The organism is Pseudomonas sp. 7SR1, from assembly GCF_900156465.1.
In the GTDB taxonomy this organism is placed as follows: Bacteria; Pseudomonadota; Gammaproteobacteria; order Pseudomonadales; family Pseudomonadaceae; genus Aquipseudomonas.
The window spans coordinates 4,103,710-4,125,673 of sequence record NZ_LT707064.1 but is presented as its reverse complement, the minus strand read 5'-3'; the positions used below and the strand labels follow the sequence as shown (position 1 = coordinate 4,125,673).

Genomic DNA, 21,964 nt, shown 5'->3' with positions numbered 1-21,964 from the left:
GCGGCTCGAGAAAGGTGAAACAGCATGACTGAACCCAGGAAAGCCATCGTGGCGGGCGCCGGCATCGGCGGGCTGACCGCCGCCATCGCCCTGCAGCGGGCCGGTTGGCAGGTCAAGGTCTTCGAAGCGGCCCAGACGCTGCGTACCGGTGGTACCGGCCTGTCCATCATGGCCAATGCCATGGCGGCGCTGCACGCCATCGATGCCCATGTCCCGGTGGAACAGGCGGGCCAGGCCATCAAACGGTTTTTCTTCAAGAAACAGACCGGCACGCCCATCACCAGCATGCCGATCCATGAGATCGGCGAACAGCTGGGCCACCCCAGCGTGAATATCCAGCGTCCCTTGCTGCTGCAGGCCTTGGCCCGCCAGCTTGCCCCCGACACCCTGACCACAGGGTTGCGCTGCGTGGGTTACGCCCATCGCCCGAATGGCGTGACGGTACGCTTCGAGGATGGCAGCAGCCAGGAGGCCGACCTGTTGATCGGCGCCGATGGCCTGAACTCGGTGGTGCGCCAGCAGATGCTGGGGAAAACACCGACACGAGCCTCGGGCTACATCGCCTGGCTGGCGGTGACGCCGTTCAGTCACCCGGTGATGAGCGAAGGGTATGTGGCGCATTACTGGGGTCGCGGCAAACGCTTCGGCTTGTGCGACGTGGGGGACGGCCAGGCTTACTGGTGGGGCACCTGCAACAGCGACAACGCGGCGGATGCCGCCTTGAACATCGACAAGCAGGAAGTGCTGGCGGCCTATGCCGGCTGGGCGCCGGAAGTCGTCGCGGCCATCGCGGCCACCCCCGAAAGTGCGCTGCTGAAAATGCATGCCCGGGATCGCCAGCCGGTGAAGCAGTTCTGCGACGGCCACGTCGTGTTGCTGGGCGATGCGGCGCATCCGATGTTGCCCAGCCTGGGCCAGGGCGCGGCGCAGGCGATCGAAGATGCCGTGGTGCTGGCCGACCGTCTGACGCAGACGCCGGACCTGCGTACCGCACTGGCCCAATACCAGGAATACCGGCTCCCACGGGCCAACGGGATCGTCAATGCCGCGCGCTTCATGAGTGGTATCGAGCAAGCCGAGTCAGCGCTCGCCTGCTGGTTCCGGGAATGGTATTTCCGCCTTGTCCCGCAAAGCAGCTGGCGCAAGAAGAACCTGGATATCCTGTCGTTCAAGGGCGGTTGACCGCAGGTTTGCACCTACGTCAATGACAAAAACGGACTCACCCATAGACAAAAAATGAAAAAAAATTCAAAAAATGGAATTGTCCTACATACTTGAACGCGCAATTCTGTGGCCATTTGGGGATAGCAAACGGCCTGCTGAGCCGCCAGAAAACAGACGGATTGCTCGTAGGAGTCGCTAGCGAACTCCCTATTCGTTTGTTTTCAAAAGGGTATTTCCATCGCCGAAAAAGCAGCCATTCAGCAATGAGGATGTCGTTGACCGGAAGCGTTTTGCCAGCAAGCAGGGAAGGATCGGTTGGACAGTGCTACCCGGTTGCCCCCGGATTGTCCCTGTTTTCCCTTACAGACTTTTCCTACATGCGAATGCTTATATAGTCCTACCGGCTGAATCGTTTTTTATGTGAATGGATTCACAGGTGATATTTGATCCTCAGGTATTAATCCAGAAAGGCTTCAGCATTTTGGGAAGCGGTCGGATTTTCCTCCGTCAACGATCACTGAAATGCAGAGCAGTTTCGATATGCAGGATAAGCATATGAATCGACATGCGGTTTTTGGAGGTGCGCAAAACACGCACATCTACGCGGAGCTAGGAAGGCTGATTTCAAGTGTCGGACACGAGAGTTTCTTGACCAACATGCACCAGCTGATCGAACCCTCGGTGCCGATCGGTCGACTCGAACTGAGTGAGTGGACGGTGGACGACAACCAGACGACTGTCCTCGATGTGCAATTGCTGGGCGAGGCTGGCCAGCAGAAAAGCCCGGAGATGCAATCGGTCTGCCCTACCACGGCAATCCAGCGCAACGACCATCCCCTGGTGAAACGAGTACTGGAAGTCGATGACGCCCTGTTGATCCACCTGGGCGCCCGACTGAAGGACGAACGAGGCAATACCTGCCTGGGCACGTCCCACCAGTGCAGCCTGATTTCCCGCAAAGGCAACCGCCGCTGCGTGATCTCATTGCACCGCCCCCAGCTGCATCGCGACTTTTCCCTTCAGGAACTGTCGTTTTTGAAATACCTCTCCGAAACCCTGCTGCCCCTGGCCGAGCGCCATGCCCATCTGAACCGCCAGTCCAGTGTCAAGGCGCTTGGCGGTGCATCGAGCCACTCGCTCAATGCGGCTGAGCAGACGCAGTTGCAGCGCGACTTCAACGAACGGTTGAGTCCCTGCGACGTCACCCTTTCGGTGCGGGAGAAAGAGGTGTGCCTGGGGCTGCTGGCCGGGGGTACCGTCCCGGAGATCGCGGAAAAGCTTCGGGTCAAGAACAGCTCCATCGAAACCTATCTCAAACGCGCCGCCGCCAAGCTTGGCGTCAGCGGACGCCATGGGCTGGCGAAGTGGATGATCGGATCATGACCGACCGGCGCGGGCAACCGCGCCCCCAACCGAACCCGCCTGCCCCCGCCTGTGGGCCCTGAGCAGGCATCTTGATGAGACAGGTCGATGCATAAACTCCTGAGCCCCCTGACGGCCGCGGCTTTGCTGCTTGGTGGCTGTTCGCTGATCCCGGACTACCAGCGCCCAGATGCCCCCGTCGCCGCGCAGTACCCGCAGACGTCGGCCTATGCCCCGGCCTTGCAAGGGCCCCTGGCCGCCGACCAGGGTTGGCGCGACCTGTTCCGCGACCCGACGCTGCAACAACTCATCGAGAAAGCCTTGCTCAACAACCGCGACTTGCGGGTGGCGGCATTGAATGTCGAGGCCTATCAGGCGCAGTACCGGATCCAGCGCGCGGACATGTTCCCGGCGGTCAGTGCCAACGGCTCGGGGTCACGCCAGCGAGTGCCGGCCAGTATCACCCAGACCGGCGATTCGACGATCAGCAGCTCGTACTCCGCCACCCTGGGCATCAGTGCCTATGAGCTGGACCTGTTCGGACGCATACGCAGCCTCAGCGACCAGGCGTCCCTCATCTACCTGTCCAGCGAAGAAGCCCGTCGCAGCACCCAGTTGAGCCTGGTGGCCAGCGTGGCCAGCGCCTACCTGACCTGGCGGGCCGACCAGGAGCTGTTGAAACTGACCCAGGATACGCTCCAGTCCTTTGAACAAAGCCTGCGCCTGACCGAGCGCAGCAACCAGGTCGGCACCGCCTCGGCCCTGGACCTGAGCCAATCGCGCACCTCGGTGGAAAGCGCCAGGGCCAGCCTGGCGAAATTCCAGCGACAAGTGGCCCAGGACTTCAACAACCTCACCCTGCTGGTCGGCACGTCGGTAGACGATGAGCTGCCTGGCCTGGCGCTGGCGGACGATCTGCTGGCCGAAGTCCCGGCGGGCCTGCCCTCGGACCTGCTGCAACGGCGTCCGGATATTCTCGAGGCCGAATACCTGCTGCAGTCGGCCAATGCCAACATCGGCGCGGCCCGGGCCGCGTTCTTCCCCAGCATCAGCCTGACGGCCAATGCCGGCAGTTCCAGCAACGAGCTGTCGGGCCTGTTCAAGGGCGGCTCCGGCAGCTGGTTGTTCCAGCCACAGATCAACCTGCCGATTTTCAATGCCGGCAGCCTCAGGGCGAGCCTGGACTATTCGAAAATCCAGAAAGACATTCGCGTCTCGCAGTATGAAAAATCGATCCAGACCGCCTTCCAGGAAGTGTCCGATGGCCTGGCGGCACGCAAGACCTACAAGGATCAACTGATCGCCCAGAACGATCTGGTGCAGGCCAACCAGGACTACTACAGGCTCGCCGAGCGCCGCTATCGCATCGGCGTCGATAGCAGCCTGACGTTTCTCGATGCGCAACGCTCGCTGTTCAGTGCCCGCCAGACCCTCATCGTCGACCGCCTGGCGCAGCTGTTGGCCGAAGTCAATCTGTACAAGGCGCTGGGCGGGGGCTGGATCGAAAGCACAAACAAGATAACCGCGAGGTGACTGAAAATGGGGACGTTCGAGCCCGGGACACGGGTCCGTTTGCGCTCGGGAGGCAAGACGATGGTGGTCAAGCACGCCTCGTCGATCTCCCAACTGCCCGATACCCTGTTGCTGCTGTGCGAGTACCGGGCCAAGAAACGCCTGGTGCAGGGTTTCTATGCGATACGCGACCTGATCCCGGCCTCGACGGAGCCCGACGACGACAGGAGCTGACGGCTGGCAGCTTCCCCCACCCTCTGATGCCCCATCAGACCGTACGCGAATACTGGATCGTCGGGGCAGCCTCAAGGTAGGCATCGAAGGCCATCGCGACACTGCGCATCATCAGTTGTCCCTGGGGCAACAGCTCCAGTGCGTCAGGGCGAATCTGCAACAGCCCATCGCCCGCCTGTTCCTGGAGACGAGCCAGCGAGTCGGCGAAATATTCGTTGAAACGTATGCCATGGACCGCCTCCACCCGACCGAAGTCGACCCGGCCGTGGCACATCAGCTCGCTGATGACCTCGCGCCGCAGCCGGTCATCGTCACTCAGGCGATAGCCGCGCTGCACCGGCAGCAGGCCCTGGTCCAGGCGCGCGTAGTACTGGGAAAGCTCCTTGACGTTCTGGTTGTAGCTGTCGCCGACCTTGCCGATCGAGGACACCCCCAGGCCGATCAAATCGCAATCGGCATGGGTGGAATAGCCCTGGAAATTGCGCTGCAACGTGCCCTGGACGCGGGCGCGCACCAGTTCATCGTCCGGCAGGGCGAAATGGTCCATGCCGATGTAGACATATCCGGCCTCGGTCAGGCGGTTGATGGTCAGCTCCAGCAGTTCCAGCTTGCGCTCCGGCGGCGGCATGTCCTCGGGCCGGATCATCCGCTGCGCTCGCACCCGCTGGGGCAGATGCGCGTAGCTGTAGGCCGCGATCCGGTCGGGACGCAGCGCGATGATCTTGCTCAGGGTGACATCGAAACTGGCGATGGTCTGCAGCGGCAGGCCATAGATCAGATCGACACTGACCGACTTGAAACGCGCCAGGCGGGCCGCCGTGACCAGCTCCGCGACCTGTGCCTCGCTCTGCACCCGATTGACGGCCTGTTGCACCTGGGCATCGAAATCCTGGACACCGAAGCTCAGGCGGTTGAATCCCAGCTGGCGCAGGCCCCGGATCTGCGCGGCACCGACGGTGCGCGGGTCGACCTCGATGGAGAACTCATGTTCGTCGCTGTCGTCCATGTCGAACCACTGGTGCAGGCAGTCCATCAGCTCGCCCAGCTGCTCATGGGTCAGGTAGGTGGGGGTGCCGCCTCCCAGGTGCAACTGGGTCAGTTTGCGCGTGCGGTCGAACAGCGCCGCCTGCAAGGCAATTTCCCGCTTGAGGTACGTCAGGTATTCGGCCGCGCGATGGGTCTTGCGCGTGATGATCTTGTTGCACGCGCAGTAATAGCAAAGGCTCTGGCAGAACGGCACGTGGATGTACACCGACAATGGCTTGGGCGCCGGCGCCTGGTTACTGCGCTGCGCCGCCTGGCGGTATTCATCCATGGCAAACGCCTGGTGGAACTGAGGTGCCGTGGGATAGGAGGTGTAGCGCGGTCCCGGACGATCGTATTTCTCGACCAGGGCCCGATTGAAACCGGAGGAAGGCGTCATGATGGATTCAACTTTTCAAAGGTCTGGTCAGGTATCGGCTCGAAGGGCGCGCGGCGCGCTGCGTCCGGGCGCGGATCGAACAGGTCGCAGATCGCGTCCACGTCCAGTCGCCCGGCCGGCAGGATGCCGATGAAGCGGCTCGACAAATCGATCGAGCCCTTGGCATGCAGGGCCTCCAGCTGCGGCCAGATCGAGGCGAAATGCTCGCGAAACACCAGCCCGAAGCGGGCTTCGATGGCGGGGATATCCAGCTCCAGGTCGCAGGACAGTTGTTCGGTCACGCTGGCCCGGACCAGGTCCCGGGCCTCGCAACGCCAACCCCGGTAGATGGGTAACTGTCCGGCATCCAGGGCCTGGCGGTAGTGCGACAGATCGTCGGTGTTCTGCACGTACAGGTGCTCGATCTGGGTGACGGCGGACAAGCCGAACCCCACATGATCGCAACAGCCATGCCGGGTGAACCCTTGGCAATTGCGGTGCAGGCGCCCATGTTCCTGGGCGACCGCCAGGTCGTCGTCGGTCCTGACGAACTGCCCCTGGCCAATGTAGTGATAACCCGCCGCGATCAGTTGCTCGCAGCAGATCCGGCCCATCGCATCCTTGTCGGCCTGGCTGCAAAAGGCCCCGGCGCCCGGGGTATGGGCCAGGCGGTAGCGCCAGGGGGCGCGGGCGTAATCGAACACATGCAGCCGGTCCGGTTCCAGCTCGATCAAAGTGGCCAGCTTCGCGGCGAAACTGTGGGGTGTCTGCCAGGCATGGCCGTAGCCCAGGTCAATGTTGACCGAGCGGAAACCGAAGGTGCGCGCCGCATCGATCAACGAATGGATCGGTGCCGGGTTCTGGTAGCAATCCACCGAGAGATCGGCATCGGGCCCCATATCGGGAACGCCGATGCTGACGTGGCTGAAGCCCTGGTCACGGATCAGGCCCATGGTCGACCAATCGGTGTGATGCAGGTCCACCTCGATACTGTGGTCGCCGCTCTCACAGAAATCGAAGCGCTTGTGCAGTTCCTCCATCAGCCGCTGCAGATGGACGATCACCGGTGTGCCACCGGTCAGGTAGAACTGCTCGACTCGCCGCCCAGCCCCCAGATGGCAGCCCACCAGTCCCATTTCGTAGGTCAGGTGCTGCAGGTAGACGTCGATCTCGGCGCACCGGCAGACGCTGGCAAGGGGTGAACATGACGCCAGCCTCAGGCGCGAAGGCAAGTGCACCGACAACGACAGTGGGCGTCGCTTCTGGCGGCTGTTGCGCAAGCCCCGGAGCAGGTCGAGGGAACCGACGCCGCCGTGGAATTTATGGAACAGGTCGAACATGACGATCTCCGAGTGGCTGCCGGGCCATTGTCCGATGTGATCCGCCAGGCCACCTTGACCTGTATCAAGCGCCCGGAACACATGCCCCCATCGCTACCAGGTCACGTAGAACATGGCCTTGGCCAGCAGCACGATGGCCACCAGGTGCAGGAACACCCGGGTATGAATGATCCGTACGTAACGGGCATTCATCCGTCCACGCTTGAACAGCCACATGGCCCAGAGGAAATGCCCCAGCACGCTGGCGGCCAGCCCGATCTTGAGCCCCAGCAGCAAGCCGAACGGTGATTGCAGGGGCGACATCAGCGCCGGCCAGTAGCGCAGCCAGACCATGGCGGCGCCCGCACCGAACAGCGCCAGCAGCACCCAGGGCATCAATTGCCGGGCGCGCCGACTGATGCCCTGCTCCAGCAGCACCATGACCTTGCCGGGCAGTTGCCGGCGGATGCTTTCCAGGAACAGCACCTCGAAGAACACCGTGCCGATAAAGACCAGCGCGGCGAACAGGTGCAACGTCAGAAACAGCGGATAGCTCATGGGGCTCCTTCATCACCGGGCGACCTTTGTTCGAGGCTACCGCGGGCGCTCGGCCCCGGGCTTGATGCCAATCAACAAAGGCAGCAATGGCCGCTCCAGGACGCCGCAGGCGTCAATGGACCGTTGTTTTCGTTTCGACCGTCGATCCGGTAGTCCGGCTTTTTGACACTTGCCCGATATGCGGTCACAACTTTCTCGCTCCACCGGGTCATAACTGCGTGGTTGCCGATGGAATATTGGCATTTACCGTAGTTCCAGCCCGATACGGAGATAAGCTCATGATTTTCAACGTACAAAATTTTGGCGCCAAAGGAGACGGTATTACCGATGACACCGCGGCCATCCAGGCTGCGATCGACGCGGCGGCCGCTGCGGGTGGGGGCCAGGTCTACATGCCGACCGGCACCTATATCGTTTCGGGTGGAGAGGAACCTTCAGACGGCTGCCTGATGCTCAAGAGCAACGTCTATCTGTACGGCGACGGCATGGGCGACACCACGGTCAAGCTGGCCGATGGCTCCGACACCAAGATCACCGGCATCATCCGCTCGGCCTATGGCGAGGAAACCCACGATTTCGGCGTCAGCAACCTCACCATCGACGGCAACCGCGACAGCACCACCGGCAAGGTCGACGGTTGGTTCAACGGCTATATCCCCGGCGAAGAAGGCTACGATTCCAACGTCACCCTCGACAGCGTCGAGATCAAGGATTGCTCCGGGTACGGCTTCGACCCCCACGAGCAGACCGTGAACATGGTCATCAAGAACAGCGTGTCCCACGGCAACGGCCTGGATGGCTTCGTGGCGGACTTCCTCAGCGACAGCACGTTCGAAAACAACGTCGCCTACAACAACGACCGCCACGGCTTCAACGTCGTCACCAGCACCCATGATTTCACCCTGACCAACAACATCGCCTACGACAACGGCGGCAATGGCATCGTGGTCCAGCGCGGCAGCGAGGACATCCCCTCCCCCAGCAACATCACCATCACCGGTGGCGAGGTCTATGGCAACGGCGCCGAAGGGGTGCTGATCAAGCTGTCCAGCGAAGTGACGGTCAGCGGCGTGGACATCCACGACAACGCCAGCGCCGGCATTCGCATCTACGGCAGCAACCACGTCGAGGTCATCGATAACACCCTCAACAACAACTCCCTGGGCGCACCGGTGCCGGAAATCATCATCCAGTCCTACGACGACACGCTGGGGGTCTCCGGGAAGTACTTCAACGGCAGCGACAACACGATCCAGGGCAACCTCATCACCGGCAGCGACCTGTCGACCTACGGCGTCGCCGAGCGCAACGAGGACGGCACCGACCGCAACGCCATCATCGCCAACACCATCAGCCACACCAGCAAGGGCGCCACGCTGGTCTATGGCGACGGCAGCTACGTCAGTGCTACGGTGCCCATGACCACGGTACAAGGCACTGCCGGCAACGACACCCTGCTGGGCAGCGCCGCCAGCGAGATTTTCTATGGCGGCGCGGGCAACGACACCATCAATGGCGCGGCCGGTGGCGACATCCTCGTCGGCGGCGCGGGCGTCGACAAGCTCACCGGCGGCACCGGGGCCGATACCTTCCGCTTCGGCAGCCAGTTCGACAGCTATCGCAACGCCACCACCAGCTTCGACGACACCATCACCGACTTCGACGTCACCCAGGACAAGATCGATCTCGCCGGCCTCGGTTTCACCGGCCTGGGCAACGGTCGTGGCGGCACCTTGCAAGTCAGCTACAACGCCAGCAGCGACCGCACCTACATCAAGGACTTCGACGCCGATGCCAGCGGCAATCGCTTCGAGCTGATCCTTTCGGGCAACTTGGCCAGCACCCTGACGGCGAGCAATTTCATCTTCAATCGCGTAATCACCGGTACCAGCGCCAGCGACTCGTTGCTGGGCAGCGATGCGGCCGACACCCTGCTGGGCCTGGCCGGCAACGACAGCCTCAGCGCCGGCGCAGGGGACGACAAGCTCGACGGCGGCGCCGGCATGGATACCCTCAGTGGCGGTACCGGGGCGGACACCTTCGTGTTCGCCAACCGCCTGGACAGCTACCGCAACTACAACACCGGCGGCGCCAACCTGGGAGACCTGATCACCGACTTCAACGTCAGTGCCGACAAGCTCGACCTCTCGGCCATGGGCTTCACCGGCCTGGGCGACGGCAAGAACAACACCGTCTATCTGGTGCTCAACAGCGCCGGCACCAAGACCTACGTCAAATCCCTGGAGGCCGACGCCAACGGCAACCGCTTCGAAGTGGCGCTGGAGGGTAACTACCTCAACACCTTGACCAGCGCCAATTTCGTCTTCGCCACGACCTCACCGACCAACCAGGCCCCTGTGCTGGCCACGCCCTTGCTGGACCAGAACGCCACCGAGAACACCCCGTTCAGCTACGTCGTACCGGCCACCAGCTTCACCGACCCGGACAACGACAGCCTCAGCTACACCGCCAGGCTCGCCAATGGCAACCCGCTGCCCGCCTGGCTGACCTTCGATGCCGCCACACGCACCTTCAACGGCACGCCTCCCGATACGGCATCGGGCACCTACTCGATCCAGGTCACCGCCACCGACGGCAGCAACGCCACGGTCAGTGACAGCTTCACCCTCGCCGTACAGGACGTGCCCACCGCCATTGTCATCAATGGCACGCCGAACAACGACACCCTGACTGGCACAGCGGCCAATGAACAGCTGTTCGGCGGCGCGGGCAACGACACCCTCAATGGCGGTGCCGGCAACGACATCCTGGTGGGCGGCACTGGCGTCGACAAACTCACCGGCGGCACAGGGGCCGATGTGTTCCGCTACACCTCGAAGCTCGACAGCTACCGCACCAGCTCCACCAGCGCCAGTGACCAGATCCTCGATTTCGACGTGGCCGCCGACAAGATCGATGTATCGGCCCTGGGCTATACCGGCCTGGGCAACGGGCTCAACGGCACCTTGCAGGTCACCTACAGTTCCTCCACCAACCGGACCTATCTCAAGGACCTGACGGTCGACGCCAACGGCAACCGGTTCGAGATCTCCATGGCGGGCAACCTCGCCAGCAGCCTGACGGCCAGTCACTTCGTCTTCGCCGACCAGACCACCCCCACCAACGTGGCGCCGGTGGTGGCCATCCCGCTCCTGGACCAGACGGCCAGTGAAAGCACGCCATTCACCTACACGGTGGCGAACAACAGCTTCACCGACGCCAACCAGGATGTGCTGACCTATACCGCCACCCTGGCCAACGGCAGCGCCCTGCCCGCCTGGCTGACATTCAATGCCACCAGCCTGACCTTCAGCGGTACGCCCACCAGTACCGCCGCGGGGACCTACGACGTACTGGTCAAGGCCACCGACCCGGCGGGCGCATCGGTCAGCGACAACTTCAGCCTGGCAGTGGCGGATGCCCCCGCCAACACCATCACCGGCACCAGTAATGGCGACAGCCTCAACGGTACGGCGGGCGCGGACCTGATCCTCGGCCTGGGCGGCGCCGACACGATCAAGGCCGGGACCGGTGCGGACATCATCGACGGTGGCGCCGGACGGGACTCGCTGTACGGTGGCGATGGGGTCGACACCTTCCGCTACAACAACCTGTCCGACAGTTATCGCGACTACGACACCGGCGGTGTCACGGCCACCGACACGATCTATGACTTCACCGTGGGCGTCGACAAGATCGACGTTTCGGGGCTGGGTTTGCTCGGCCTCGGCGATGGCAGCAACGGCACGCTGTACATGACCCTGAACGCGGCCGGCGACAAGACCTACATCAAGTCCGCCGAAGCCGACGCCGATGGCAATCGCTTCGAGATCGCCCTCAACGGCAACTACCTCAACACCCTCACCGCCAACGACTTCGTCTTCGGCGAGCGTGCCCAGCAGGACATCCTCTACCTGCCCACCCTTGGCCAATCCAATGCGCGCCTGCTGCGCATGACCGAGGACGACGACCAGTCCGGCACCTCGATGCTGGTCAATGACCTGAACCGCTACACCACCTACGACGTGCGCAGCCAGTTCACCGATGCCGATGGCAACGGCATCGACATCGCGGTCGGTGGCAGCACGGTCAACGGCCTGTCCACACTCAGCCCCGAGGAACTCCAGCTGTGCTGGTGGCTGACAGACACCAACCAACCCGGGCCGGCACTGTTGCGAGCGGTGACGTTGCTGCGCGACCAGCGCACCGAACTGCAGGCGATCGACAACGTCACCATGGGCATCATCTGGGGCCAGGGCGAGGAAGCCGCCCAGGAGATCGCCCGTTCCACCGACAAGGCCGCGGCGGCTGCGGCGTACAAGGCCGCGACCTTGAAAGTCTTCGATTACCTGCACGCCCAGTTCGGCAATTTCAATGTGTACCTGATGGAGACCGGCCACTACGAGCAGGACGCGGCCCGGGCCCGCGGCTATTCGCAAGAGAAGATCGCTTCCATCGTCGAAGGCGTCGGTTATGTCCGCGCCGCCCAGGAAGCCATCGCCGCCGAACGTGCCGACGTCAAGCTGGCGGTGGACTACAACGACCTGCCCCTGCGCTATGAAGTCGATCCACTGGTGTACCCGGACGATGTCTGGCACCTGCACGAGGAATCGGCGGAGATCGTCGGCCAGCGCCTGGCGGATTACATTGCCAATGACCTGGGCTTCCAGGGCAACCCCAACGACAACAACAGCGTGCAGGACATTTTCGACGGTGCCCAGAACGAAGGCGGAATGATCTCCGGCACTGACCAGGACGACACCCTGGTGGGCAGCTCGGGCAATGACACCCTCGATGGCGACCTGGGCGCCGACACCCTGACCGGGGGCGATGGCAACGACATCTATGTGGTCGACAATGCCCTCGACAGCGTGGTGGAAACCAACACCTCGACCGCGCAGATCGATACGGTGCAGGCCTCGGTCAGTTGGACCCTGGGAGCCAATCTCGAGAACCTGGTGCTCACCGGTGTGTCGCAGATCGACGGTACCGGCAATGAACGCCGCAACTTCATCACCGGCAATGCCGCCAACAACGTGCTGGACGGCGCCGCCGGGGCCGACAGCATGAGCGGTGGCGACGGCAACGACGGTTACTTTGTCGACAACGTCGACGACAGCGTGATCGAGACCAACGGCAATGCGCTGACAGGCGGGATCGACAGCGTGCACAGCAGCCTGGCGGCCTATACCTTGGGCAACAACGTCGAGAACCTGTATGTCGATAGCACGGGCGCCGCCAACGGCACCGGTAATGCCCTGGACAATACGCTGTTCGCCGGCGCCGGCAACAACGTCCTGGATGGACGCGACGGCAATGACACGGCCAGTTTTGAACGCACCTTGTCCGGCGTAACCGTCAACCTCTCGACGTCTGCGCAACAGAACACCGTGGGCTCGGGGCTCGACACCTTGAAATTCATCGAGAACCTGAAAGGAAGCGCCTACGCCGACACGCTGTCGGGAAACAGTGCGGCGAACATCCTGGATGGAGGGGCCGGCAACGATACGCTGGTGGGCGGTTCGGGCGATGACCGGCTGATCGGCGGCGCGGGCACCGACAACCTCACCGGTGGCACGGGCGCCGACACCTACGCGTTTGGTGCGCTGTCGGACATGGGCGTCGGGGCTCTGCGCGATGTGATCAGTGGCTTCAAGAGCGCGGAGTTCGACAAGTTGGACCTCACCGGCCTGGACGCCAATCCGTTGACCGCCACGGTCGATGCCTTCACCTTCATCGGCAGCAATGCCTTCGATGCCAGCAACGCCACCGGCCAATTGCGCTTCGCCGATGGCATTCTCTACGGCAGTGTCGACGCCGACGCCACCGCCGAGTTCGAGTTCGAACTGGTGGGGGTCAAGGAGCTGCATGCCAGCGACTTCACCGCCTGAATCAAGCCCCCAGGTCAAACGGTGGGGCGAGCTTGCTCGCAATGAACGGCGGCAGATCCAGCATGGATGCTGACTGACCCACCGCTATCGCGAGCAAGCTCGCTTCCACAGGGGGCCTGCTGTGCCTGAAAACCTGAAGGCAGGCACGGCGCCTGGACGGTTTTCTTGTGGCGAACCTGACCCCTGGACTGTCTAGAACAGGCCTTGCACCTGCGCCAGTACCGCGCGATTCATCTGGCCGGTATGGGTGTGCAGGCTGACGTAGCTTTGCAGCATGTCGAGCTTGGTGTCGAGCAGGTCTCGACGGGCCTGGAAGACGCGCTGCTGGGCATCGAGGATGTCCACGGTGGAACGCACGCCGCCCTGGAAACCTTTTTCTGTCGAGGTCAATGCCCGCTGGTTGGACTCCACCGCCCTTTGCATCGCCTTGCTCTTGGCGAACCCGGCCACCACGCCCATGTAGTCGGTTTCGATATCCTCGGCCAGTTGCTGGCGCTGTACGTCATAGTCCGACTGGGCGCCGGCCAGTTGCGCTTCGGCCTTGGCCACCGAGGCGCGTACCGCGCCGCCGCGATACAACGGGATATCCAGCTGCACACCAACGTAATAGGTGTCCTGGCGAGGATCGAGCTCCTGGTATTGACGGGTTTCCCGACGGGTCAGCTGAGTGGTCAGCGACAAGGTCGGATAATGCCCGGCGCGCTGGCTCTCGGCCTGCGCCTCGGCCACCTTGACCGCCGCCAGCCGGGCCGCCAGCTCGGGGCTGGCCTGGCGGGCGATGGCGGTCCAGTAGCCCAGGTCCTGCTCGGGCGGCAGCGGGCTGCTGGCGGCCAGCTCCTCGCGCATCGGCTGGATGTCTTCGATGGGCACGCTGGCCCGGCCCGACAACGCCCGCAGCGCAGCCACCCGTCGTGCCTGTGCCTCGGCTTCCTGGGCCTCGACCAGGTCCAGGCGGGCCTGGGCTTCATCGATATCGGTCACCGCCCCCTGCCCCCCCTGGAACAGCTTCTTGCTCTGTATGACCAGCCCATTGATGGCGGCCTTCTGCTGGGCGATCAGCTTGATTTCGTTCTCGGCCCGGGCGACGTCGAAGTAGGCCTTGGCGACCCGGTCGTACAGGGCCTGGTCAGCGACATCGAACTGTTGGCTGCCCAACTGACCACGGGCCTTGCCTTCCTGGTAGGCCGCCCAGCGGGCCTTGTCGTAGAGCGGCTGCTGCGCCGCCAGGGTGACGTTGTTGGCCTGGTAGTCGTTGCTGTTGACGTAGGTGCTGTCATCGCCACCATCGGTGCGTCCGCCATAACCATAACGGGAAGTCAGGGACACCTGCGGATAGAGCCCGCCACGCCCGATCGCCTCTTCATGACGCGAGGCTTCGAATGCGTGGGCCGCCGACTGCACGGTCGGATCATTGAGACGCGAAGCATCGTACGCCGCAATCAGGCTCAGGCCGTCCTCGGCGGCCCACGAGGGGCTGATTGCCGCCCAACCGCTGCACCACAGGCTCAACAGCATCCGGCGACGATAAAGCCAACGGTCAGTCATGCTCATTCCTCCTTGAAGGCCGCCAGCAAGCGTTCGCGCAAAGGTTTCATCAGGTAATTCATCAGGGTTCGCTCGCCGGTCACCACGGTGACGTCGGCCAGCATGCCGGGGCGCACCTGCAACCCGGCGGCCTGCAGCGCGGCGACCGTGTCGGCGGCGATCTCGACCTTGGCGGAGAAGTACGGCAGGTGCGTCTGCTCATCGATCAACTGGTCCGCCGACACCGTACTCACCGTGCCCGTCACCGTCGGGGTGTCCACCCGTTGCAGGGCGGTGAAATGCACATGCACCGGCAAGCCCGGTCGCAGCTTGTTGGCCATCAGCGGCTCGAAGCGGGCAGTGATGGCCATGGGCGCATCCAGCGGTACCACCTGCATCAGGGTCTGGCCGGCCTGGGCGACGCCACCGACCGTGTGAATGTTAAGGTCCATGACCTGCCCGGCCGTCGGCGCGCGGATGGCACCGTTATCGACTTCGAACTGCAAGGCACGGATCTGGTCGGCGTATCCCGCGACTTCGGCAGACACTTCGCTGAGCTGGGTCTCGGCGTCGCGACGAAACTCCTGTTGCGCCTGCAAGGCCTTGAGCCGACTCTCGTTGATGGCCTGCCGGGTCCTGCCGATGTCGCCGACCCCGGAGGCGATCTGGCCGGCCAGTTGCGCCGCGTTGCGCTCGGCCTCGAAGAGTTTGTTGCGCGGGACATAGCCTTCACGGGCCAGGTCACGCAGGCCTTCCAGTTCCTGTTGCTGGAACCGCATCTGCGCGTCGTAGTTGCGCTTCACGCCCTCATAGCCGAGCAATTGCTGCTGCAACGCGGCCACTTCGTGTTCGATGATCTGCAAGCGGCTGCCCAACTCTGCGCGACGGGTCAGGAACAACTGGCTCTGCAGTGCCATGGCGGCCTTGACTCGAGGCTCTTCGGCGCGCTCCAGCAATTGCGTCGGCCATTGAATCTGCGAAGCGCCCAGGCGCTCGGCGATCAAGCGTGCCTCGATGCTCCGGCCGCTGAGCAGCTTGCCCAGGGTCACGTCCAGTTGCGACTGCGCCTGCACCGTGTTGAGCTGCACCAGCAATTGGCCCTGGCTGACACGATCGCCATCGCTCACCAGCAGTTTTTCCACCACGCCCCCCACCAGCGACTGCACCGCCTTGCGCTCGCCCGCCACCACCACGGTGCCGCTGCCCACCACGCCCTGGTCCAGCGGTGCCAGGCAGGCCCAGAGCAAGGCGCCGCCGAGTGCCAGCACCAGGAACCCCATGCCATATCGCGCCGCCGCACCGGCATCGGTGCTGGCGCCGGGCAGCACACTGACGTTGCGCACGCTCATCCCATGCTCGCTGTACACCTGTTTCCCCGGAGTCAGATCACGCATCTTCGCCGGCCTCCTTGACCGTGGCCGGTCGCGGCCCCGGCATCAGCGCCTTGAGCACCCGGTCACGGGGCCCGAACGCCTGTTGGATCCCGTCCTTGAGCACCAGGATGTGATCGACCACCGCCAGTACGGTGGGTCGATGGGTGATCAGCACCACGGTGCTGCCGGAAGACTTCAACGCGTTGATGGCCTGCACCAGCGCCAGCTCGCCGGCTTCATCGAGATTGGAATTGGGTTCGTCGAGCACGACCAGGGACGGGTGCCCATACAATGCCCGGGCCAGGCCGAGGCGTTGTTTCTGTCCACCGGACAAGCCAAGCCCGCCGGGGCCCAGCGGCGTGTCATAGCCCAGGGGGAATCTCAGGATCATTTCGTGGATGCCGGCGTGGCGGCTGGCGGCGATGATCTTGTCGGCGTCCTGCTCGCCGAAGCGCGCGATGTTGTCCGCCACGCTGCCGTCGAACAGTTCGATGTCCTGCGGCAGATAACCCAGGTGCGGGCCCAGGGCGTCGGCGGACCACTGACTGATCTCGGCGTTGTCCAGGCGCACCGAGCCGCCCAGGGGCGGCCATACGCCAACCAGTGCCCTGGCCAGGGTCGACTTGCCGCTGGCGCTGGGCCCGACCACCGCGAGCACGTCCCCTTTGTTCAAGCTGAAGTTGATCCCCCGCACTATCGGCTGAGAAGCCCCGGGCGCCCCGACATACAGTTGCTCCAGGCGCACCGCGCCGGTCGGCGGTGGCAACGGCATGCGCAGGCGCTCGCGCGGATGCTGGGCCAGCAACTGGCTCAGGCGCTGGTAGCTCTGGCGTCCGGCATTGAACTGCTTCCACGAACCGATGGCGATTTCCACCGGTGCCAGGGCTCGACCCAGCAGCAGCGACATCGCGATCATCATGCCCGCCGACAGTTGCCCTTCGAGCACCAGCAACGCGCCCAGCCCCAAGGCCAGGGACTGTCCGGAGATGCGCACGAAACGGGTTGTCGATGTGATACGGGCACTGCGGTCGCTGGCGTGGGCCTGGGCGGCAATGATGCGTTGCTGCAACAGGCTCCAGCGCTGACGCAATGGCCCAAGCATGCCCAGGGCCTGGATCACTTCGGCGTTATGCAGCGTGCTGTTGACGTAGACCGCCGACTGCACGCCCAGCCGGTTGGCTTCGCCCAGGCGCGCCCGCGTCGCCAGTTCGCCCCACAGCGCCAGACCGATGAGCACCAGGGCCAGCACCAGCGTGAGCACGCCGAACCAGGGATGGAAGATGAACGCCACCAGCAGGAAGATCGGCAGCCAGGGCGCATCGAGCAAGGCGATCAGCCCCTGGCCGGTAATCAGCTGCCGCAGCGTGGCCAGGTCGCTGAGCACCTGGGCCGGGTTGGCGTTGTGCTCGCGCAGGCTACGGGCGAACGCGGCGTCGAAGATCCGCTCGCCCAGGGCATCGTCGAGCCCGGCGCTCATGCGGATCATCACCTCGCCGCGGACCCACTCGATCAAGGCACTGAACATGAACAGCCCCAGGGCGATCAGGGTCAGCATGAACAACGTGGTTTCGTTGCGACTGGTCAGGACACGGTCGTAGACCTGCATCATGTACAGCGAAGGCACCAGTACCAGCAGGTTGATCACCCCACTGAACAGTGCCAGAGCCCAGAACACGCGGCGATAACTCAACAAGGCGGCATCGATGTCATGCCGCGGATCGAGAAGCAAACCCATAGTTGTGCAACCCGCAAAAGGAATAGTCGGTCCAGGACGCAATCCATCGCGAGTTATTTGCCCGAAGGCGCGTGTGCCCCATGCAGCTGACGTGCCGCCATCAGGCGCGATCCTCATCGCCATAGGCGCCAATTACTGACAACGCAAGCACGGGTTAGTGCCGGTTCGCAGGGTGGGGTTTCAAATGCGGGTGACGGGCGGATGCCGGGCACCCGAGAGCTGTTTCAGGGTTGAAACAGCTTGGGGACGAAGGCCCCGACAGGGCCTTCGCAGTGTGTAGGTTACGAACCCAGGGAAACGGCGCCTTTCGCCTGGGAATGCTGCCGCGATGTCACCAGCCCGATGAAGGAAATGGCCAGCGCCAGGCCCAGGGTCGTGCTCACTTCGCTACGGTGTTCTGGGGTGATCATCATGACGGCCAGCGCCGCCGAGATGAACACGATGACCAGCCAGGTCAGCCAGGGAAACAACCACATGCGAAAGGACAACTCGACGTTCTGGCGACGCAGCATGCGGCGCATGCGCAGTTGCGAGATGGCGATCACCAGGTACACCAGCAAGGCGATGGCCCCGGAACTGGCGAGCAGGAACTGGAACAGCCCGGCGGGCATGAAGTAGCTGAACAGCGTGATGCCGGCGCCCAGCACGGTGCTGGCAATGACTGCCGCCCTCGGCACGCCCTGGGAGGATGTCACCTTCAGCGACTTCGGCGCATCGCCGCGCCGGCCCAGGGAGTACAGCATGCGCGAGGCAATGTAGATCGAGGAATTCATGCAACTGGCCACGGCGATCAGCACCACCGCATCCACCAGGAACTTGGCATGGGGAATGTTCATCAGCTCCAGGGCGCGTTGGTAGGAACCCACCGAAGCCAGCTGCGGATCGTTCCAGGGCACCACGGAGATGACCACGAAGATCGACAGCAGGTAGAACACCCCGATGCGCCAGATCACCGAGCGGGTCGCCTTGGCGATGTTCTGCGCGGGATTATCGGATTCGGCCGCGGCGATGGTCACCGCCTCCGTGCCGATGAAACTGAACATGATGGTGATGAAAGCCCCTACCACCGCCGACAGGCCGTTGGGGGCGAAACCGCCGTGCTCCTGCATCAGACGACTCAAGCCGCTGGCTTCCCGCTCCGGGATCCAGCCCATCAGCACGGCGAACCCCAGGGAAATGAAACCGATGATCGCCACGACCTTGGCCATCGCGAACCAGAACTCGAACTCGCCATACTTGGATACGCTGAACAGGTTCGTCACCGCCAGCGCGACAATCGACACCGAGGCGAAGAACCAGGCGTCGATGGAGGGAAACCATTGGTTCAATACATGCCCGGCGGCCAGGGCCTCGATGGGGATCACCAGCACCCAGAACCACCAATAGAGCCACCCGATGGTGAACCCCGCCCAGCGCCCGATGGCCTGGTCGGCGTAGGTTGAAAAGGAGCCGGTGTCCGGGCGTGCCACCGCCATCTCCCCGAGCATCCGCATCACCAGTACCACCAGCAGGCCGGAAAACAGATAGGCCAGCAGGACGGCGGGCCCCGCCGCCGCGATGGCGTGTCCCGATCCCACGAATAAACCGGCGCCGATAATCCCGGCGATGGAGAGCATGGTGACGTGACGAGGCTTGAAGCCCTGCGCCAGGTGGCCGTTCGAATCCTTGAAACTGGGGCTGGTCATTTTCTTATTCTCTTGTGGCGGCATGAGGCGTGCAGGGCAATGGTCGGTGCCTGGGTACTCGCTCCTCCTGAAAAGCGGCACCTGAATGAGTATTCGCCACCGTCTCGTACGGGCGCACGGCGGTGGAAGCTGCGCCACGGTACCTGTCTTTCCTCACCAGTCAGTTAGCTGTATGCGTCGGGTTTGTGCCTGTTCTCGCCACTCAATACATGGCATTTTGCCCAGGCCGGTAGGGTCGAATGCCCCCATAATCCCCGTGGCCGGCGGGCTCGTGTCGAAATAATCGCTTTAAATATTTTACCGGGTTAAGTATTTTGAAAAGATCTCCGGGGCCATTCGATGCCAGTCTCGCGTCCACAGGTTGCGCAAATCCCGACTGACCATCGCACCACCCTGCTCTACCCAACGACAAGGATTCTTCGTGAGCGGATTGCGTGAACGACAAAAAGCCGAACGACGCCAGGCCATCAGCAAGGCGGCCATCGAACTGTTCGAGCGCCAAGGCTTCCAGGACACCACCATCGAGCAGATCGCCAGCCAGGCCGGCGTGTCGGCCCCCACGGTGTTCAAGTACTTCGGCAACAAGCAGGAGATCATCCTCGAGATCCTGCACGAGGCCGACCAGCGAGCCCTCAAGGACACTCGCAGCCGGATGCCTGAAATAGAGGATCCGGTGGAAGCCCTTTGTTATCTGGAACGCTTGCTGACCGGGTACGCCCTGGAAGTCATGCACCCCAGCCTCTGGCGCGAATTGCTGCCACTGATCCTGTTCGGTGGTGACAACGGATTGCCGGAAGGCTATCGAGCCATGAACGACGCGCTCAGGGCCGAGATCAGCGGGCTGATCAGGGCGTTGCAGCAGGCCGGCAAGCTGCGCGCCGACCTCGACGTCGAACTGGCCGCCTTCCTGCTGAACGACTATTCGCACCAGCAATTGTACCGACTGGTCAACCAGGAGCAGCCGGATGTCGAGGCTCATTCCACCCAGGTCAGGCGCATCACCGAACTGCTGTTCCAGGGGATGCGCGCCTGAAGCGGGATGATCCGCGGGGTCATGGCGGGCCCGGCGGTATAAGCCGGGCCGCGGGGCTCAACGCCGGGTCTTGATGGCGGTCCAGGTGCGAGTGCGAATCCGCTCCACCGCTGCCGGCACGGGCTCCAGGGCGAACAGGGTCTTGCGTGCGTCGTCCGGTATATACATCGCCGGGTCGTTGCGGATTTCGGCATTCACCAGCGCCGTGGCGTCCTTGTTGGGGTTGGGGTAGCCGATCTTGTTGCTGATCCGGGCGATGACATCCGGGCGCAGGATGTAGTTGATGAAGGCGTAGGCTTCCTGGGTGTGGGGAGCGTTGGTAGGCACCATCATCACGTCCGACCACATCGGCGCGCCTTCCCTGGGCAACGCCATTTCCACCTTGACCCCTTTGCCGGCCGCGTCGGCCAGTCGCCTGGCCAGGGCGACACCACCCGACCAGCCCACCCCGACGCAGATTTCACCATTGGCCAGGTCCATGCCATAGCGCGATGAATTGAAATAGGTGATGTAGGGACGGACCTTGAGCATTGCCGCCTGGGCCCGTGGGTAGTCCTCGCGTTTCTGGCTGTTGGGATCCAGGCCCTGGTAGTGCAGGGCAATCGGTACGATTTCATTGGCGGCGTCGAGCAACCCGACACCACAACTGGCCAGCCTGACCATGTTCTCTTCCTTGAAGAGGATGTCCCAGGTGTTCATCTGCACGTCGGCACCCAGTACTTTGCGGACCATGTCGACGTTGTAGCCGATCAATGTCGTGCCCCACAGGTACGGCGTCGCGTAACGGTTGCCCGGGTCACCCACCGCTTCGAGGGACTTCATGAATTCCGGGTCCAGGTGCTGCCAGTTCGGCAATTGGCTGCGATCCAGGGGCTGGACCGCTCCGGCGGCGATCAGGTGACTGATGTTGGAACTGCTCGGGTACACCACGTCGTACCCGGAGTTGCCGGTCAACAGTTTCGATTCCAGGGTCTCGACGCTGTCGAAGACGTCGTAGATCGGCCGAATCCCGGTTTCTTCCTGGAAGCTCTTCAGGATTTCGGGCGGCAGGTACTCGATCCAGTTGTAGATCCGCACCGTCCGTTCCTCGGCAAGGGTCGCCCCGCATACCGACAAGGAAACGGCTGCACCCAGCAAGGTGTTACGCAAAAATCTGTTCATGATCAGACACT

Annotated in this window: 14 protein-coding genes; 6 read left to right on the top strand and 8 right to left on the bottom strand. The window is 63.2% G+C overall.

Annotated features, from left to right (window positions below; genetic code table 11):
* The first annotated feature begins 24 nt into the window (after positions 1 to 24).
* From BW992_RS18930 to BW992_RS18915, 4 genes are all read left to right on the top strand, one after another.
* Positions 25 to 1,182: an FAD-dependent monooxygenase gene (locus BW992_RS18930; RefSeq protein WP_072396698.1), complete on the top strand. Its 1,158-nt coding sequence runs from the start codon at positions 25 to 27 to the stop codon at positions 1,180 to 1,182.
* Between the two features lie 537 nt (positions 1,183 to 1,719).
* Positions 1,720 to 2,547 carry a helix-turn-helix transcriptional regulator gene (locus BW992_RS18925; RefSeq protein WP_072396716.1) on the top strand — a complete coding sequence of 276 codons (828 nt, stop codon included), beginning with the start codon at positions 1,720 to 1,722 and terminating at the stop codon, positions 2,545 to 2,547.
* An 87-nt stretch (positions 2,548 to 2,634) separates the two neighbouring features.
* Positions 2,635 to 4,059 (top strand): AdeC/AdeK/OprM family multidrug efflux complex outer membrane factor, encoded by a 1,425-nt coding sequence (adeC, locus tag BW992_RS18920; RefSeq protein WP_072396696.1) that lies wholly within the window; start codon positions 2,635 to 2,637, stop codon positions 4,057 to 4,059.
* Positions 4,060 to 4,065: 6 nt separating this feature from the next.
* Complete coding sequence (locus BW992_RS18915) at positions 4,066 to 4,272, top strand: hypothetical protein (RefSeq protein WP_072396694.1); 207 nt, start codon at positions 4,066 to 4,068, stop codon at positions 4,270 to 4,272.
* A gap of 34 nt (positions 4,273 to 4,306) precedes the next feature.
* On the opposite strand, the gene hemN is transcribed toward BW992_RS18915, so the two are convergent.
* The 3 genes from hemN to BW992_RS18900 form a co-directional block, all read right to left on the bottom strand.
* Positions 4,307 to 5,695 (bottom strand): oxygen-independent coproporphyrinogen III oxidase, encoded by a 1,389-nt coding sequence (gene hemN / locus BW992_RS18910; protein ID WP_076406907.1) that lies wholly within the window; start codon positions 5,693 to 5,695, stop codon positions 4,307 to 4,309.
* A complete protein-coding gene (locus BW992_RS18905; RefSeq protein WP_076406906.1) occupies positions 5,692 to 7,014 on the bottom strand; it encodes a coproporphyrinogen III oxidase in 1,323 nt (440 codons plus the stop codon). Before BW992_RS18905 ends, hemN begins: the two co-directional genes overlap by 4 nt.
* Positions 7,015 to 7,107: 93 nt before the next feature.
* Positions 7,108 to 7,551 (bottom strand): CopD family copper resistance protein, encoded by a 444-nt coding sequence (locus tag BW992_RS18900; RefSeq protein ID WP_072396688.1) that lies wholly within the window; start codon positions 7,549 to 7,551, stop codon positions 7,108 to 7,110.
* Between the two features lie 278 nt (positions 7,552 to 7,829).
* On the opposite strand from BW992_RS18900, the gene BW992_RS18895 reads away from it, so the two are divergent.
* Positions 7,830 to 13,442 carry a putative Ig domain-containing protein gene (locus tag BW992_RS18895; protein ID WP_076406905.1) on the top strand — a complete coding sequence of 1,871 codons (5,613 nt, stop codon included), beginning with the start codon at positions 7,830 to 7,832 and terminating at the stop codon, positions 13,440 to 13,442.
* 192 nt (positions 13,443 to 13,634) lie between these two features.
* On the opposite strand, the gene BW992_RS18890 is transcribed toward BW992_RS18895, so the two are convergent.
* From BW992_RS18890 to gabP, 4 genes are all read right to left on the bottom strand, one after another.
* Positions 13,635 to 14,987, bottom strand: coding sequence for a TolC family outer membrane protein (locus BW992_RS18890; RefSeq protein WP_072396684.1), 1,353 nt, complete (start codon positions 14,985 to 14,987; stop codon positions 13,635 to 13,637).
* 2 nt (positions 14,988 to 14,989) lie between these two features.
* Positions 14,990 to 16,360 carry an HlyD family type I secretion periplasmic adaptor subunit gene (locus tag BW992_RS18885; RefSeq protein ID WP_072396682.1) on the bottom strand — a complete coding sequence of 457 codons (1,371 nt, stop codon included), beginning with the start codon at positions 16,358 to 16,360 and terminating at the stop codon, positions 14,990 to 14,992.
* Entirely contained in the window at positions 16,353 to 18,074 is a 1,722-nt protein-coding gene (locus BW992_RS18880; protein WP_072396680.1) for a type I secretion system permease/ATPase, read from the bottom strand. The genes BW992_RS18885 and BW992_RS18880 overlap by 8 nt, the downstream gene beginning before the upstream one ends.
* Positions 18,075 to 18,355: 281 nt before the next feature.
* On the bottom strand, positions 18,356 to 19,759 hold the full coding sequence (gabP, locus tag BW992_RS18875; protein WP_072396667.1) for a GABA permease: 1,404 nt from the start codon (positions 19,757 to 19,759) through the stop codon (positions 18,356 to 18,358).
* Between the two features lie 421 nt (positions 19,760 to 20,180).
* Between gabP and BW992_RS18870 the strand changes: the two genes are divergently transcribed.
* Complete coding sequence (locus tag BW992_RS18870; RefSeq protein WP_076406904.1) at positions 20,181 to 20,792, top strand: TetR/AcrR family transcriptional regulator; 612 nt, start codon at positions 20,181 to 20,183, stop codon at positions 20,790 to 20,792.
* A 57-nt stretch (positions 20,793 to 20,849) separates the two neighbouring features.
* Here the strand turns inward: BW992_RS18870 and BW992_RS18865 are convergent, their stop codons facing one another.
* Positions 20,850 to 21,953, bottom strand: a complete 1,104-nt coding sequence (locus BW992_RS18865) for a polyamine ABC transporter substrate-binding protein (protein ID WP_072396663.1) — start codon at positions 21,951 to 21,953, stop codon at positions 20,850 to 20,852.
* Positions 21,954 to 21,964 lie beyond the last annotated feature (11 nt).

What these genes read in the sequence shown, in the direction of transcription:
- BW992_RS18905 (WP_076406906.1), bottom strand. Translation starts at nt 7,014, where the DNA reads ATGTTCGACCTGTTCCATAAATTCCACGGCGGCGTCGGTTCCCTCGAC.
- hemN (WP_076406907.1), bottom strand. Translation starts at nt 5,695, where the DNA reads ATGACGCCTTCCTCCGGTTTCAATCGGGCCCTGGTCGAGAAATACGAT.
- adeC (WP_072396696.1), top strand. Translation starts at nt 2,635, where the DNA reads ATGCATAAACTCCTGAGCCCCCTGACGGCCGCGGCTTTGCTGCTTGGT.
- BW992_RS18865 (WP_072396663.1), bottom strand. Translation starts at nt 21,953, where the DNA reads ATGAACAGATTTTTGCGTAACACCTTGCTGGGTGCAGCCGTTTCCTTG.
- BW992_RS18885 (WP_072396682.1), bottom strand. Translation starts at nt 16,360, where the DNA reads ATGCGTGATCTGACTCCGGGGAAACAGGTGTACAGCGAGCATGGGATG.
- gabP (WP_072396667.1), bottom strand. Translation starts at nt 19,759, where the DNA reads ATGACCAGCCCCAGTTTCAAGGATTCGAACGGCCACCTGGCGCAGGGC.
- BW992_RS18895 (WP_076406905.1), top strand. Translation starts at nt 7,830, where the DNA reads ATGATTTTCAACGTACAAAATTTTGGCGCCAAAGGAGACGGTATTACC.
- BW992_RS18915 (WP_072396694.1), top strand. Translation starts at nt 4,066, where the DNA reads ATGGGGACGTTCGAGCCCGGGACACGGGTCCGTTTGCGCTCGGGAGGC.
- BW992_RS18925 (WP_072396716.1), top strand. Translation starts at nt 1,720, where the DNA reads ATGAATCGACATGCGGTTTTTGGAGGTGCGCAAAACACGCACATCTAC.
- BW992_RS18930 (WP_072396698.1), top strand. Translation starts at nt 25, where the DNA reads ATGACTGAACCCAGGAAAGCCATCGTGGCGGGCGCCGGCATCGGCGGG.
- BW992_RS18890 (WP_072396684.1), bottom strand. Translation starts at nt 14,987, where the DNA reads ATGACTGACCGTTGGCTTTATCGTCGCCGGATGCTGTTGAGCCTGTGG.
- BW992_RS18900 (WP_072396688.1), bottom strand. Translation starts at nt 7,551, where the DNA reads ATGAGCTATCCGCTGTTTCTGACGTTGCACCTGTTCGCCGCGCTGGTC.
- BW992_RS18880 (WP_072396680.1), bottom strand. Translation starts at nt 18,074, where the DNA reads ATGGGTTTGCTTCTCGATCCGCGGCATGACATCGATGCCGCCTTGTTG.